Here is a 13,165-nt window from a genome sequence, read left to right on the forward strand (position 1 = left end):
ACTGCCACCGGACGCCGGAGTGATGTCCGTCGGTGGTGTTCGTGGTGTCTCCTGGCACCGCCGGAGAGGGCGGCTCACGCCGGAGGGCGGGGTTGGCCATCGGCCTTGGACCGCCGTTGAACTGGGTTCCTGGATCTTGGGTGATGCCGGGACGGGTGGAGTGCCTGGTCGTCGGCTACCGGCGGGTTGCCGCGGGTGATCCCCACCCGTCGAGGTGTGCGAATCCGAGGGCCATCGTGGACGGCAGGGAAGGCCGTGCTGGGCCGCTCAGTGGATTCCGGGCCGGAGCAACGGCCGGTGCGATCGAGAGCCGGCGGGACGTGACCCGCATCAGCGGCAGGAAGGCCGCTCGGCAACTCCAAAGTCGAGTTCAGCGATCCGGCGGGAAGGCCGCGCTGGCGTGCTCGACGAGGGCCAGAGTAGCACCGGGTACCGACACGTCAACCCGCTGTGAGCCCGCAAGACGGCCGGCTGCCGGCCGGTGTGGGAGGACTTTCTGTACGTCTATCAAGGCGGCCCTGAACGGGCCGCACGCGCCGCCGCCTGGGCGCGTGCCCGTCGCTCCGCTGGCGCTCCGACTCCGGCCACGCAACGCCCGGCGGCTGGCGCGGAAGCGGAAAGCCCAAGAGGCCGCCGCAGAACACAGGCCGTTGACCGTGGGTGTGGTGGGCCGGCAGCCGGCCGGGCCGCGCGGCCACGAGCCCGCGCGGCGCAGGGGAGCGCACGCCGGCAGCGTCGGCGAGCTGGCGGCGATCACGGGGCTGCGGTTACTGCGCCTCCGGCGGGGGCGCTCGGGCTCCGGGATGGTTGCAACCCCGTCGGCGCGTTGCGGTCCGTGGGTGGTTGCGCGAGCCATCCCGCCAGCCGACGACCCGGGCGAGCCGAGCAGACCACCGCCCGACCCGCCAGCGTTCGACCGTGCGTCAAGGCCGTCTTGACGTGGCGGGCCGGGCGGCGGCCCGCTCCCCAGGAGGGCGGGTCGACGGCAGACGGGATGGCAAACCCGCTGTCGGTTGCTGCCGCGGTTTTAGAGTAGGGCGGTCGGAGTTTCGAGTGCCGGACTGTTCTTGTGGACGTTGCAGGGGCCTCCGCCGGTGGCGTTGCCGCAGCGCTGGCCGTTCTTCATGCGGGCGCCGCACTGCACGGCGGGATCGTGGACGTGGCAGAGCCCAGAGGGACGCGGGTTGATGGGGCACGGTTGGCCCTTGCGGGTAGTGGCCCAGCAGCGGGCCGGTGCTGGCCCGGGTTGTTCGTCGACGCTATGCGCTGGTGCGGAGGTGGCGCGGGAGTAGAGGAGGCGTCCAGCGACCCGACGGCAGGTGGTGGGGATGTCGACCAGGGCGACAGGGTGCGGCACGATCCACGTCCGAGGGCTGCCCCAACGAACCCAGACGGCGACAGCTCCGGCGTCGGCTTCGCAGAGCAGCTTGCGGGATGACCATTGCTTGTCGGTGCGGTCTATCTCGATGGCAATGGGCGGCCCGTTTAGCCGCTCGCAGACGACATCGAGGTAGCTCAGCCGGTCAGGATGGATGCCGGGCAGACCGGCGATGCTGGGGACCTCGCATCGGACCCGCCAACCGTGCGCGACGCCCCAATCCACCACACCCCGTGTCAACGCTGCGGTTACCCGGGGTGCTGACCAGTCACTGAAGGCCAGCGGCGCGAGCCACCTACTCAGGGACTCGGCTGCACGCGAAGAGCGGAGCGCGAGATCCATAGTTATAGGCTAACTCGTTCCGGCAATTGCGCAACTACTGGTCGTAAGGCTGGTGATCCTTTCGGCGCGGTTTGCGCAGGTATAGGCCTCCTTCGAAGACGCGAAGGTAGGCGGAGTACATTCGTCGAACTGCCATGACGAATAGCAGAAACAAGTAGGCTCCCACTCCCAAAGCTATCGCAGTTGGGAGTTCGGCCAACTTGTCATCCGGATGATTTCGAGAGCCGGAAGCTACGACTAAAAACGCCGCCTCGACCGCAGCCGTCAATGCCCCCATCATCAGGTGAGCGGCGGTTTCTCGAAAGTGCTTTCTAGTTGTAGCGCTAATGGGTTCGTCGCGATCCTCAAGCCTCTCCCGGAGCGTCGCCAACTGCGTGAAGGCGGCGAAGAGAATCCCTGCCATAAGCGCACTCGCGCCAGAGAGGGAGCCAGGGTCGGTTAACTTCCAATCGCGCCAAAGTGAAGCAGCTGCGACTGCAACGGGAGTCGCGTATAGGAAAATTCGGGCAGCCGCATCCGGCGGGTCGCCCTTGTCTTCGGGAGACCCGTCGGGGCGCACCTGCCGCATTGATCGTACGTGATCTAGAAATAGTGGTCCCAGGTTGAACCGATCTAGCAGCCCTGCACGCATACAGCACCTCCCAGCACCTTCGTACTCTAGCTGGGAGGTACGACACCCTCAGATGCTGCGATCGTTGGGAAGATCTCCGAAATGGAGGCCGAAACTTGAGCGAACCATTTTTCGTCGTCAAGCCGGTAGTCGGCGATGTCATAAATCCACTCGCCTACGTCTCTCGACGGGCGCAAAGTGCGCTTCCTGTCGTTGGGACCGTCGATTCGGAGCAAGCTGTCATCGAAGTCGAGCGGGATGGTTACACCAACCGCTGTTTCCGTAAGTTCTTTAGCAAGCGTCCGCCGAGCATCCTGATTTGTAAGCCGCTTCCACTGAACATTGGCCCACTGGAGGGCCTTCTCTCTCATCTTCTCCTGGAGCTTCGAGGCTCCACTGATTTTCACGACCATCTTGATCCGGTCGGTTAGCACGTCACCGTCTCGGGCGGTTCCGTGAGATGTAACTTCCAGCTCACGAACCACGCCATTTCGAATAAAGTGAGCTACGGCAGCCCTGTCTGCAACGCCGGCCTCTACGAAGAGGCGATGCGTGGTGCTGTGGACATATTTGAGGCTGGCAAGGATTCGCCTATACGGGCAAGCGCGACCTCGGGCTTCAACGGCAAGGATTCCAGCCGTGCCGGTCTTGGGAAACCAGAGGATTGCGCGGTAGGGATTTGACAGTGCCCGGCCCTCCACATCCTGGTCCTCATCTTCCCCTTCCGGGTCGATAAGTGTCCCGCCCTCGCCAAATGGCCCATGGAAGAAATCGAGGCGAAGTTCAAGCTCTTTGCGGTCAATAGCGGTAAAACGCACTACAGACCCGGTGGGTGGCGCAGATGATCCGTTTTCCAGGATCTTTGGCGGGTCTTCGAGTTTTAACGTCTCATCTAGATTTTTGCTGATGTCTTCATGCAGAATGTCAGCGAAGTGCCTCTTGGCGATGTTGCCAAAATCCAGGTTCTTTCGGCCCATGCCATCTCTAGCTCGCACCAAGAAGAGCCGGTAGCCATAATGGCCCATCTTCCAATCCTCCCCTATAGTGGAAGCGGGAAGGCCAAAATAAACTATCTGCCCCCAACTGTAAACATCTGGCCCGCAACCTGTACGAAACCCGACTGTCCACCCATTGAGTCGGCGGGGTCGGCGAATGCCTGTAGACGGCTGGCATAGCTGCCGACAGCAACCGGCCAGCACGAGGTCAGCTGGCCGGCGGCCCGACGCGGACAGTCGCGCGGCTGTTCGCAGACACGAACGCACACGGCTGGACTGAGCGCCCAGAACTTGTCAGCGAGGCGTTAGGCAGCAAGAAGGCAGCACGAGCGCCGACAGGGGTCGCCCCTGAACGCGAACCGCTGGCGTCCGGTACCTGCTCGCCGACGCAGACCGCCACCAACTGCTACCGGCTGACAGCTTAAGACCGCATCCCCCCGGCGGGGGCCAGTGTGGGGGTCCTCGTCGGCTGAGCGGCGGCCGAGCAGTGCGCCAGGAGACGTTGCCTGCGGCGCGTGGTGAGGGTTCGGCGCGGATACTGGCGGGGTGGTGGAGGAGCAGGCGACGGAGTTGACCCGGTGGACCATCCACGGCGAACGGGTCGTGGACGACACCCGGCGGGCGCGGCTGAGCATCGCCGAGGTGGAGTTGCCCGACGGGGTGCGCTTTGAGCAGTACGTGGTCCGGGCTCCCCGATCGGCCATGGTCGCCGTACTCGACGATCGGGAGCGCCTGCTGTTGATGCGGCGGCACCGGTTCGTGTTCGACCGGTGGGTGTGGGAGCTGCCCGGCGGTTACGTCGACGACCAGGAGCAGCCAGCGCAGTGCGCGGTACGTGAGGTCGAGGAGGAGACCGGCTGGCGGCCCCAGGCGGTGGAGCCGCTGTTGTCCTTCCAACCCTGGGTCGGCACCGCTGACGCCGAGAACCTTCTCTTCCTGGCCCGGCAGGCTGAGCACATCGGCGCTCCCGTGGACGTGAACGAGGCTGAGCAGGTCGCCTGGATTCCGCTCGACGAGGCGTACGGCCTGGTGTCCCTGGGTGAGATCGTCGGTGCCGGCACGGTGATCGCGGTGCTGGAGCTGGTGGCGCGCAAGGCCCGGGGAGAGCTGTGACGTTCAGCGTCGCCGGCCGAGGGTGGCGTCAACGCGGCCGGTGAAGTGCCGGACGGCGGGTAGCCGCCGATGTGGGGCAAGCTGCGCTTGCAGGTTACGGAGATAGCGAACGGCCCTGGCCGACCGGAGCTGGGCGGTCAGGGTCAGGGCTTCCGCGCCAATGGCGCAGGCCCGGTCGGGTTCGCCCTGCTGGGCGTGGACGCTGGCGAGCAGTGCCAGGTTGAAGGCTCGGCCGCGCACGTACCGGTTGTCCATGCGTAGGGATCGGGCAGCGAAGCGTTCGGCGTGGGTGTTGCGGCCGAGGGCGAGGAAGCAGTGGCCGAACTTGGCCGACAGGTACGCCTCGTCGAAGTAGCTGAGCCACTGCGGGTCGGCGCTGCGGTCGGCCCGGTCGAGAGCCTGTTCCGCCTGGTGCAGGGCGGCAGCGCAGGCCCGTTCGTCGTTGGCCTTGGCCAGGGCGTGGGCTTCCATGACGTGAGCTTCGGCGGTCAGCACGGGGACCCCGGCGCGGCGGGCTGTCCGGCCGGCGGCGCGGGCGAGGTCGAGGCCGGTGGCGGTGTGGCCGAGGTAGGTGGCCTGGTGGCTCATCGCGGCGAGGATCTCCGCGCCGAGGCCGTCGTCTCCGGCGGCGTGGGCGAAGTCCAGGGCAAGGGTCAGGTACCGCTGGGCAATGCCGTGCTCGGCCGTGTCGTACGCCTGCCACCCGGCGAGTTGGGCCAGCTCGGCGGCGGCACTGAGCAGCCGTTGACCGGTGGCATGGTCGTACCGGCCGTCGGTGAGCAGCGGGGTCACCTCCTGGTGGAGGTAGCGGGCGACGGTGTCGCGGGCGTGCCCGCCGCCGTACTGGTTGTCCAACTGGCGGTAGGTCGCCGTCATCGCCCGGATGGTGTCAATCTCGGGTTGACCGACCGCGCTGCGTCCGGGTTGGGTGACCGGGGCCGGGTCGGGGGCGGTGAACCAGCGCAGCGCCGGCAGGGTGTAGCCGGCGGAGCTGAAGGCCACCTGCCGGAGTACGTCTCGACGGTTCACGTCACCTCGCCAAAGCTCTGCGGCACTGCTTACGTCGTCGCGCCAGGTCCGCTGCATAGGCGGCGCGTCGGGAACGCGCCGACTGGGGGCGGCGGCCGGTGGTGCGGCCTGGCGGGGTGCCAGGCCCATCGTGGTACGCGCCTGGTCGGGCATCCGGCAGCCGTCGGCGATCCGCTCCAGGACGTCGATCGAGGTGACCTTGCGTCCGGCCATGATCCGGCTGACGTAGCCCTGTGCCAGCCCGACGGCGGCCCCGATCTGGCTCTGACTCGCCCCGGTGAGACTCGTGATCCAGCGGAACAGCCCGCCGATGTCGCGGGCGGCCAGGACATTCAGCACCCCGCCGTGCGACCACGCATCCTCCGGTATTCCCAGTGGATCGGGCAGCATGGCAGCTCCCAGCGTCGCATTCCAACTACTCAAGGTGTTCAGGTCGACAGCCTAGGGCGACCATTCGCACTGGTCGAGCCGTCCCATGTCACCGTGACATGACCGCTGACCATGGAACCGGCCGCCGCCGGCCGGGATGGTCGGCGCATGTCCTTCGATATCGACAACCCGCCCGTGAAACCACCCGCCGACTGCCCGCACCGCCTGTTGTGGCGACTGGCCCGCGCCCTCTGGGAAGCCCACCGACCCGACAGCACCAGCTTCTGCGTGGCCGCCGGCTGCTGGCACACGAACCAACGTGACCCCTGCCGGCTGGCCCGGCTCGCCCAGGAGGGGATGCGCACGGCCTGCGGAGAAGCCGTCAGCGCCTCGCCGCCCTGGATCGCCGTCACCCGTGAACGCCTGGCCGCCGGCGAGATCGACCCCATGGACGCCGTCGCCGAAGCCCTCTGGCACCGCCGCCACACCCACAGGTCGGGGCGGTGACCGGTGGGAGCCCTCTACACCTCGGCAGCCTTCCGCGAGTACGCCCGAGCGCAGGTGGCCTACGCGGACATCCTGCTGACCAAGCACGCCGAGTCGACCCTCAGTCTGTGCCGCTGCGGCCGACTCCACCCGTGCGACGAACACCGGCACTGGCTGGAGATGCGCACCCACTCCGGCAGTTCCTCGTCGACGAGCAGTACAGCAGCGAAGTACAGCAACCGAGCCGACCACACCCGACCCCAGCAGGCCGGATGGCCTCGGATGACAGCCGATCCGACCAGCGTGCCGCCAGTTCGGGACGAAGAGGTCGTCGGTTCGAATCCGGCCACCCCGACAAAGGTAGGGGCACATCCGATCCATGGATGTGCCCCTTGTGCTTCTGTACGGCAGTAACGTACAAGCGGTTCCGTGCGGCTGCGCGGGATCGACGTGGTGCGGAAGGCAGGTGCTGCGCGGGTGTTGCTGCGGCGGTGAGCCGGTGTCAGGCGGTGACCGCCGCGCGGACGAAGGCCGCGACCTCGCGTGACGTGCTGGTCTGCGACCAGGCGAGGACCAGGGTGGCCGGGTCGGCGTCCAGGACGGGGCGGCTGATCAGGCCCGGGGGCAGGTACTCGCCTACCGATTCCGGGACGACGGCGATCAGGCGGCCGAGCTGGATCAGGTGCAGCAGCTGGTTGCTGTCGGCGACCGGGTGGCCGGTGACGCCGGGGCGGGCTTCGGGCCAGCGGGGCATCGGCTCGCCGTGCAGGTCGGCCATCGACACGGTGGCGCGTTCGGCGAGCCGGTGGCCCTCGGGCAGCAGCACGACCTGGTCCTCCGTGTGCAGGTCGTCGCTGTCCAGGCCGGTCAGGTCGTTCTGCGGCCGGTGCAGCAGGGCGAGGTCGGCGCGGCCGTCGCGGACCATGGCGGCGCGTTCGCCGACCCGGAAGGCGAGGTCGACCGGGACGGCGCCGGGAGACGCCGCGTAGCGGTCAAGGATGGTGCGCAGTAGTCCGGCGTCGCCGCCGGGTTTGAGGGCCAGGGTCAGGCGCGGGGTGGTCTGGGCGGCTTTTCGGGTACGCCGGATCGCCGCCTCGACCGCGTCGAGCGCGCGGCGGGCCTCGGTGAGCAGCACCTCGCCGGGTGGGGTGAGGTGGACCGCGCGGCTGGTGCGTTCCAGCAGCGTGACACCCATCCGGCGTTCGAGCAGGCGGATCGCTCGGGACAGGGGTGGCTGGGCGATGCCGAGGCGCTGTGCGGCGCGGCCGAAGTGCAGTTCCTCGGCGACCGCGACGAAGTAACGCAGCTCGCGCGTCTCGACGTCATCCATACCGCCAAGGTATCGCCACGGACCGGTTCGGTCCTGGTCCGCAGGCGCTGCCGGTGATGGGCTTGGTGCATGAGTGGAGCACGCATCGCGATGGTGACCGGCGCGAACAAGGGGATCGGGCGGGCCGTCGCCGAAGGCCTCGCGGAGTTGGGGATCACGGTGCTGGTCGGTGCCCGGGACCCGGAGCGCGGAGCGGAGGCGGCGGCGAAGATCGGGGGCGCGTCGGCGATCCGGCTGGACGTGACCGATCCGGTCGGGGTCGCTGCTGCCGCCGAGGAGATCGGGGCCCGGTTCGGCCGGCTGGACATCCTGGTCAACAACGCGGGGATCGGCGGTGACCTGACGGCGCAGGCACCGGGGGCGGCCCGGCTGGACGGCATCCGGGAGGTGTTCGAGACGAACCTGTTCGGGGTGGTGACGGTGACCGAGGCGATGCTGCCGCTGCTGCGCCGCTCGGCCGGTGCGCGGATCGTGAACGTGTCCAGTGGCACGTCGTCGATGGCGTGGACGACCGACGCGACCCACTATCTGAGCCGGATGCCGGCGTCGCTGGGTTATCCGGTGTCCAAGGCGGCGTTGAACATGCTGACCGTGCAGTACGCGAAGGCGCTGGCCGGGGACGGGATCCTGGTGAACGCGGTCGCGCCGGGCGCGTGCGACACGGATTTCGTCAAGGGGCTGCCCTTTCAGCTGTCCCGGACGCCGGCCGAGGGCGCGGCGGTGGTGGTGCGGCTGGCCACGCTGGGGCGGGAGTGCCCCAGCGGCGGGTTCTTCGACGACGACGGGAAGGTGCCGTGGTGAGACGGCTCAGCCCGAGGTCAGGGGCCACTCCCGTCAACTGAGAGTGACCCCTGGCGCAGTCGGGGACGACGGCGGCCCGGTCACCCGTGCCCGCCGGACCCCGTCGGTCAGGTCAGGACGGGTTCAGTTTGATGGAGAAGCCGTTGAAGATCGTCCACACGTCGACCCAGCCCAGTCCGGTGGTGCACCCGGACGCGCCGCAGCCGTAGCCGACGCTGACGATGCCGTTGAGTTGGCGGGAGTTGGGGTCGTTGAGGTAGATGACCGGCCCGCCGCTGTCGCCACCGCGACCGACGATGCCGCCGGCGTTCGGTACGCCGTAGCTGCCCCAGACGGTGGTGCCGTTGACGGTCCAGCTGGCATTGCCCGCGTAAACCGTCCTGATGTTGCAGACGACCTTCGAGTTGTATCCGAGCTGGCAGGTGAAATCGCCGACCGCCACATTGCGTACGCCGTTGAGATAGCGGGCGTAGCCGGTCGCGTCGACGCCGTCCCACGTGTATCGGTACGTCGGCGCCTCGATGAATACCGAGTCGAGATCGGCCCGCTTGTACTTGACCTGGCCGATGTAATTGCCGCCGGCCGCCGACACGTTGTCGCCGACGTTGTAGCAGTGGCCGGCGGTAACCAGCCACTGCCGGCCGTCCCAGGTGCTGACGGCGGGGATGCCGCTGGTGCAGTAGGCCTCGCTTCCGTAGGCCGGCCCGAGGGCTGCTCCCGCGTAGAACGGGGAGGTGTCGTTCCAGCGGCTCAGCGGCTTCGACGGGGGTGCCTGCCGGACGCGGATCTCGGTGGCGTCGGCGGCGGCGCGCCGCTGCGCGACGGCCGGCGAGGCGAGGTACGCGTGCGCGGCCTGGGCGTCGTCCACGGCGAGTTCGATGACGCTGCCGTCGACGGAGCTGCCCGCCAGGCCGACCGTGAAGGGCAGGTCGGTGCGTTCGGTGAGGGCGGTGATCTCCTGCCGGAGCTGCTGCCGCGACTTCCTGCTCTGCACCACGTTGATCAGCCGGGTGTTCACCTTGGGGTTGACCCGGCGGACCGCGGCGATGAAGGCGCGCCCCTGCCGCACGTCGGTCAGGTAGACGTTGACCGACCGGTAGTCGGCGGCCATCTCGACCTGCGTGTAGATGTCCGTCCGGGTGCCCAGCCCGACCTGGGCCACGGCGTCGGCCGCCACCCGTAGCGGTTCGAGCACCGTGGCCTGTCGTTCCGGCGTCATGGCCGCCACCGCCTCGATGCTGAGCGGTCGCGGTGATGCCGCGTTGGCCGGCACGGCCATGAACGGCAGTACGACACCCACGCCCACCAGGGCGATGAGTCTTCGGAGCGAATTGTTCATCTGCGTCCTCTCGACAATTGGAGATTGTTTCTCCATCGAGAGCATCTTCCATGAATTGAAGTTCGGCAATAATCCCGCCTGTCGGGTCACGGACTGAACGCCACCGGGCCGGCCCGACCATTCGGAACGGGCGTACTGTTTTCGTCGGGAGAATTGTCCGGCCGATGTGGAACGTCACGACCGGGCCGGATTCGCCCCCGGGATGCCGGTGGCCGTGGCGTCGTACCGTTGGCGTCCCACCGGAAGGAGCCCGATGCCGGTCCCCGGTCCGGTCGTGCTCGCCCTGCCGTTCCGGGGCACCTGGCTGGTCCGCAACAGCCCCGCCCGGCGGGTGCCCAGCCACGGCACCGACCTCTTCGCCACCACGTACGCGATGGATTTCGTGGCGGTGCGGGGGCGACGGACGGCGACCGTCCGAGACTGGCGGACGCTGCTGGCGACCGAGCCGCCGCAGCGCTTCCTCGCCTTCGGGCGGCCGGTCCTCGCCCCCGCCGCCGGCCGGGTGGTGGCGGCGCACGACGGGGAGGCCGACCACGAGGCCCGCCGGTCGCCGACGACGCTGCTGTCCTACGCGCTGACCCAGGCGGCCCGGGTCCGCCGGGGCGCGGGCGCCGTCGCCGGCAACCACGTGATCGTCGAGCTGGCCGGGCACCGGGGGTACGTCCTGCTCGCCCACCTGCGCGCCGGGTCGGTCCAGGTGGCGGTGGGCGACGAGGTCGGCGTCGGGCAGGAGCTGGGCGACTGCGGCAACTCGGGAAACTCCACCCAGCCGCACCTGCACCTACAGGTGATGGACGCCGCCGACCCGTACGCCGCCCGGGGCTTGCCGATGACCTTCCGGCACTACCGGTCGTGGCGGCGGGCGGGCGACCCGCCGGTCGAGGTCGACCGGGGCGTCCCGGGCGAGGCGGCGGTGGTCGAGCCGACACGGTGACCACCACCCGCCCGGTGACGTCCGCCGCCCGGCGCAGCGCGACGACCCGGTTTTCCTGGCAGGGTGTACGGCATGCCCGCGCTGCTCCGCCCCCGGATGTCCGACTGGACGATAGTGGTACCCGTCCTCGCGGTGCTGCTGCTGCTCGTCACCTGGAACCGCGAGCTGCCGGGCGTGCTGGTGGCGGTGGTGGCCCTCCTGCTGGCCGGCGCGGTGCTGGCGGCCGTGCACCACGCCGAGGTGGTCGCCCACAAGGTCGGTGAGCCGTACGGCTCACTGGTGCTCGCGGTGGCGGTCACCGTCATCGAGGTCGCCCTGATCGTCACCCTGATGATCAGTGGCGGCGACAAGACCCAGGCGTTGGCCCGGGACACCGTCTTCGCCGCCGTGATGATCACCTGTAACGGCATCCTCGGGCTCTCGCTGCTGCTCGGCGCGCTCCGGCGACGGGTGGCGGTGTTCAACCCGGAGGGCACCGGTGGGGCGCTGGCCACCGTGGCGACCCTCGCCACCCTGAGCCTGGTGGTGCCGACGTTCACCACCAGCAAGACCGGCCCCGAGTTCTCCCCCGCCCAGCTCGCCTTCGCGGCCGTGGCGTCGCTGGCGCTGTACGGGCTCTTCGTGATGGTGCAGACCGGCCGGCACCGGGACTACTTCCTGCCGGTGACCAGCGACGGCAGCGTGCCCGACTCCGACGGCGACGGGCACGCCGACCCGCCGTCGACGCGTACCGCGGTGACGAGTCTGGTGCTGCTCGTCGTCGCCCTGGTCGCCGTGGTCGGTGACGCGAAGACCGTCTCCCCGACCATCGAGGCCGGGGTCGCGGCGGCGAACCTGCCGCAGTCCTTCGTCGGGGTGATCATCGCGCTGCTCGTGCTGCTGCCGGAGACCCTGGCCGCCGCCCGCGCGGCCCGCCGGGACCGGGTGCAGATCAGCCTCAACCTGGCGCTCGGCTCGGCGATGGCGAGCATCGGCCTGACCATCCCGGCGATCGCCCTCGCCTCGATCTGGCTTGACGGGCCGCTGCTGCTCGGCCTCGCCGGCACCCAGTTGACCCTGCTGGCGTTGACCGTCGTCACCGGGGTGCTGACCGTGGTGCCGGGCCGGGCCACCGTCCTGCAGGGCGGGGTGCACCTGGTGCTGCTCGCCGCGTTCGTCTTCCTCGCCGCCAGCCCCTGACCCGCCGCACCGGCGGGGCGTCGTCAGTCGTCGTGGCGTTCGGTGCGGGCGACCTCGGCGAACGCCGCCTCCAGGCACCCGGCGAACGGGACCCCGGTCACCGCGAGCAGGTCGACCACCAGCAGCGGCGCGTGGGCGGCGACGGCGACCGGGTCGGGCGGGGTGTCGTCGTCACCCGGGTCGTAGACGCCGAGCGCCCCGGCCAGCAGCACCAGCACCACGTGCGGGTCGACGTCGGGCCGCCAGGTCGCGGCGGAGCGGACGCAGCGTTCCAGCACCTGCCGCACGTCGTCGCTGTCGAGCCCGTCGGGGTGGGCCTGCTCCAGCAGGAGCCGGACCACCCCGCCGAGGACCAGCCCGGCGCGGTCGGCACCGGCGAGCCGGGGCACCACGCCGTCGTACGCCGCGCAGTCGTGGGCCTGGGCGGCCTCGACGGCCGCGGTGGCGGCCACCGCGATCTCGCGGGCCGGGGCGGGCAGGTGTCGCCAGGTCACCGTCACCGGCCCAGCATGGCAGAGCCGACCGACACGGACCCGGCCGGACGCCGGGGTCGGGCCGGCATGGGCGCAAACGGGGCGACCGCCCCGGGACCGGCCGCGACTCCCGGTGCGAGGAGTCGCCGGCCGCCCTTCCCGGGACGGTCGGACGATGGCCGGAGTACGCCCCTCAACGCTCCGGTCACCGCGGGTCCGAGCGGTGGTCAGCAGTACGTGTAGCTGCCCTTGCTTCCCCACGAGCAGGAGTCGATCCCGGTGCCGGCGGAGTTGCGCAGGTAGGCGGTGTCCCCGGTGTTGTTCCAGATGTAGTTCCCGGAGCCCCAGTACCGGTGGGTGGAGGTGTTCTTGCCCTTGCCGGTGTGGATGTAGACGCTGGCGCCCTTGGCGAGGCGGACGTCGCCGGAGAACGTGTAGACGTGCTTGGACTTGTCGCGCAGCGTCCAGGACTTCAGGTTGATCGTCGAGCTGCGCCGGTTGGTCAGCTTGACGTACTCGGCGTTGAGGCTGGTGTTGGAGCGGGTGTCGGTGCCCGGGGAGTTGTAGTAGACCTTCGTGATCTCGACGGCCGGGGTGGCGGCCTGGGCCGGCCCGGCGACGGTGAGCGAACCGCCGACGGCGACGGCGAGCGCCACGGCGAGTCCGACGAGTCTGGTGTGCTTCACGCGTACCCCCACAGGTTCACGGACCGGCGTCCACGGGGACCGGTCACGGAAAGTGAGCCGAGGTTATCGACGCGGACCGGCGACCGTGGACCGGAAATGCG

Annotated in this window: 12 protein-coding genes; 5 read left to right on the forward strand and 7 right to left on the reverse strand. The window is 69.4% G+C overall.

What is annotated here, in order from left to right; translation table 11 throughout:
• Positions 1–1,027 precede the first annotated feature (1,027 nt).
• Positions 1,028–1,720 carry a hypothetical protein gene (locus Q2K16_RS18330; protein ID WP_302738798.1) on the reverse strand — a complete coding sequence of 231 codons (693 nt, stop codon included), beginning with the start codon at positions 1,718–1,720 and terminating at the stop codon, positions 1,028–1,030.
• A 657-nt stretch (positions 1,721–2,377) separates the two neighbouring features.
• Positions 2,378–3,355, reverse strand: coding sequence for a hypothetical protein (locus tag Q2K16_RS18335; protein WP_302738799.1), 978 nt, complete (start codon positions 3,353–3,355; stop codon positions 2,378–2,380).
• Between the two features lie 516 nt (positions 3,356–3,871).
• On the opposite strand from Q2K16_RS18335, the gene Q2K16_RS18340 reads away from it, so the two are divergent.
• Entirely contained in the window at positions 3,872–4,438 is a 567-nt protein-coding gene (locus tag Q2K16_RS18340; protein WP_302738800.1) for an NUDIX hydrolase, read from the forward strand.
• 3 nt (positions 4,439–4,441) lie between these two features.
• On the opposite strand, the gene Q2K16_RS18345 is transcribed toward Q2K16_RS18340, so the two are convergent.
• A complete protein-coding gene (locus tag Q2K16_RS18345; protein WP_302738801.1) occupies positions 4,442–5,857 on the reverse strand; it encodes a helix-turn-helix domain-containing protein in 1,416 nt (471 codons plus the stop codon).
• 147 nt (positions 5,858–6,004) lie between these two features.
• Between Q2K16_RS18345 and Q2K16_RS18350 the strand changes: the two genes are divergently transcribed.
• On the forward strand, positions 6,005–6,343 hold the full coding sequence (locus Q2K16_RS18350; RefSeq protein ID WP_302738802.1) for a hypothetical protein: 339 nt from the start codon (positions 6,005–6,007) through the stop codon (positions 6,341–6,343).
• A 481-nt stretch (positions 6,344–6,824) separates the two neighbouring features.
• Here the strand turns inward: Q2K16_RS18350 and Q2K16_RS18355 are convergent, their stop codons facing one another.
• Positions 6,825–7,652: a LysR family transcriptional regulator gene (locus tag Q2K16_RS18355; protein ID WP_302738803.1), complete on the reverse strand. Its 828-nt coding sequence runs from the start codon at positions 7,650–7,652 to the stop codon at positions 6,825–6,827.
• A gap of 69 nt (positions 7,653–7,721) precedes the next feature.
• Here Q2K16_RS18355 and Q2K16_RS18360 point away from each other — a divergent pair, with 69 nt between their 5' ends.
• Positions 7,722–8,453 carry an SDR family NAD(P)-dependent oxidoreductase gene (locus Q2K16_RS18360; RefSeq protein WP_302738804.1) on the forward strand — a complete coding sequence of 244 codons (732 nt, stop codon included), beginning with the start codon at positions 7,722–7,724 and terminating at the stop codon, positions 8,451–8,453.
• A 112-nt stretch (positions 8,454–8,565) separates the two neighbouring features.
• Here the strand turns inward: Q2K16_RS18360 and Q2K16_RS18365 are convergent, their stop codons facing one another.
• Positions 8,566–9,882, reverse strand: coding sequence for a chymotrypsin family serine protease (locus Q2K16_RS18365; RefSeq protein WP_302738805.1), 1,317 nt, complete (start codon positions 9,880–9,882; stop codon positions 8,566–8,568).
• Between the two features lie 163 nt (positions 9,883–10,045).
• Here Q2K16_RS18365 and Q2K16_RS18370 point away from each other — a divergent pair, with 163 nt between their 5' ends.
• Both Q2K16_RS18370 and Q2K16_RS18375 read left to right on the forward strand, forming a co-directional pair.
• Positions 10,046–10,726: a M23 family metallopeptidase gene (locus Q2K16_RS18370; RefSeq protein ID WP_302738806.1), complete on the forward strand. Its 681-nt coding sequence runs from the start codon at positions 10,046–10,048 to the stop codon at positions 10,724–10,726.
• Between the two features lie 72 nt (positions 10,727–10,798).
• Positions 10,799–11,905, forward strand: coding sequence for a calcium:cation antiporter (locus Q2K16_RS18375; RefSeq protein WP_302738807.1), 1,107 nt, complete (start codon positions 10,799–10,801; stop codon positions 11,903–11,905).
• A gap of 23 nt (positions 11,906–11,928) precedes the next feature.
• On the opposite strand, the gene Q2K16_RS18380 is transcribed toward Q2K16_RS18375, so the two are convergent.
• Both Q2K16_RS18380 and Q2K16_RS18385 read right to left on the reverse strand, forming a co-directional pair.
• Entirely contained in the window at positions 11,929–12,405 is a 477-nt protein-coding gene (locus Q2K16_RS18380) for a hypothetical protein (protein ID WP_302738808.1), read from the reverse strand.
• Between the two features lie 200 nt (positions 12,406–12,605).
• Positions 12,606–13,064: a lamin tail domain-containing protein gene (locus Q2K16_RS18385; RefSeq protein WP_302738809.1), complete on the reverse strand. Its 459-nt coding sequence runs from the start codon at positions 13,062–13,064 to the stop codon at positions 12,606–12,608.
• Positions 13,065–13,165: the final 101 nt, after the last annotated feature.

Origin of the sequence: Micromonospora cynarisoli (assembly GCF_030518815.1) — a bacterium.
Lineage (GTDB): Bacteria > Actinomycetota > Actinomycetes > Mycobacteriales > Micromonosporaceae > Micromonospora > Micromonospora wenchangensis.

What these genes read in the sequence shown, in the direction of transcription:
- Q2K16_RS18330 (WP_302738798.1), bottom strand. Translation starts at nt 1,720, where the DNA reads ATGGATCTCGCGCTCCGCTCTTCGCGTGCAGCCGAGTCCCTGAGTAGG.
- Q2K16_RS18335 (WP_302738799.1), bottom strand. Translation starts at nt 3,355, where the DNA reads ATGGGCCATTATGGCTACCGGCTCTTCTTGGTGCGAGCTAGAGATGGC.
- Q2K16_RS18345 (WP_302738801.1), bottom strand. Translation starts at nt 5,857, where the DNA reads ATGCTGCCCGATCCACTGGGAATACCGGAGGATGCGTGGTCGCACGGC.
- Q2K16_RS18350 (WP_302738802.1), top strand. Translation starts at nt 6,005, where the DNA reads ATGTCCTTCGATATCGACAACCCGCCCGTGAAACCACCCGCCGACTGC.
- Q2K16_RS18355 (WP_302738803.1), bottom strand. Translation starts at nt 7,652, where the DNA reads ATGGATGACGTCGAGACGCGCGAGCTGCGTTACTTCGTCGCGGTCGCC.
- Q2K16_RS18360 (WP_302738804.1), top strand. Translation starts at nt 7,722, where the DNA reads ATGAGTGGAGCACGCATCGCGATGGTGACCGGCGCGAACAAGGGGATC.
- Q2K16_RS18370 (WP_302738806.1), top strand. Translation starts at nt 10,046, where the DNA reads ATGCCGGTCCCCGGTCCGGTCGTGCTCGCCCTGCCGTTCCGGGGCACC.
- Q2K16_RS18375 (WP_302738807.1), top strand. Translation starts at nt 10,799, where the DNA reads ATGCCCGCGCTGCTCCGCCCCCGGATGTCCGACTGGACGATAGTGGTA.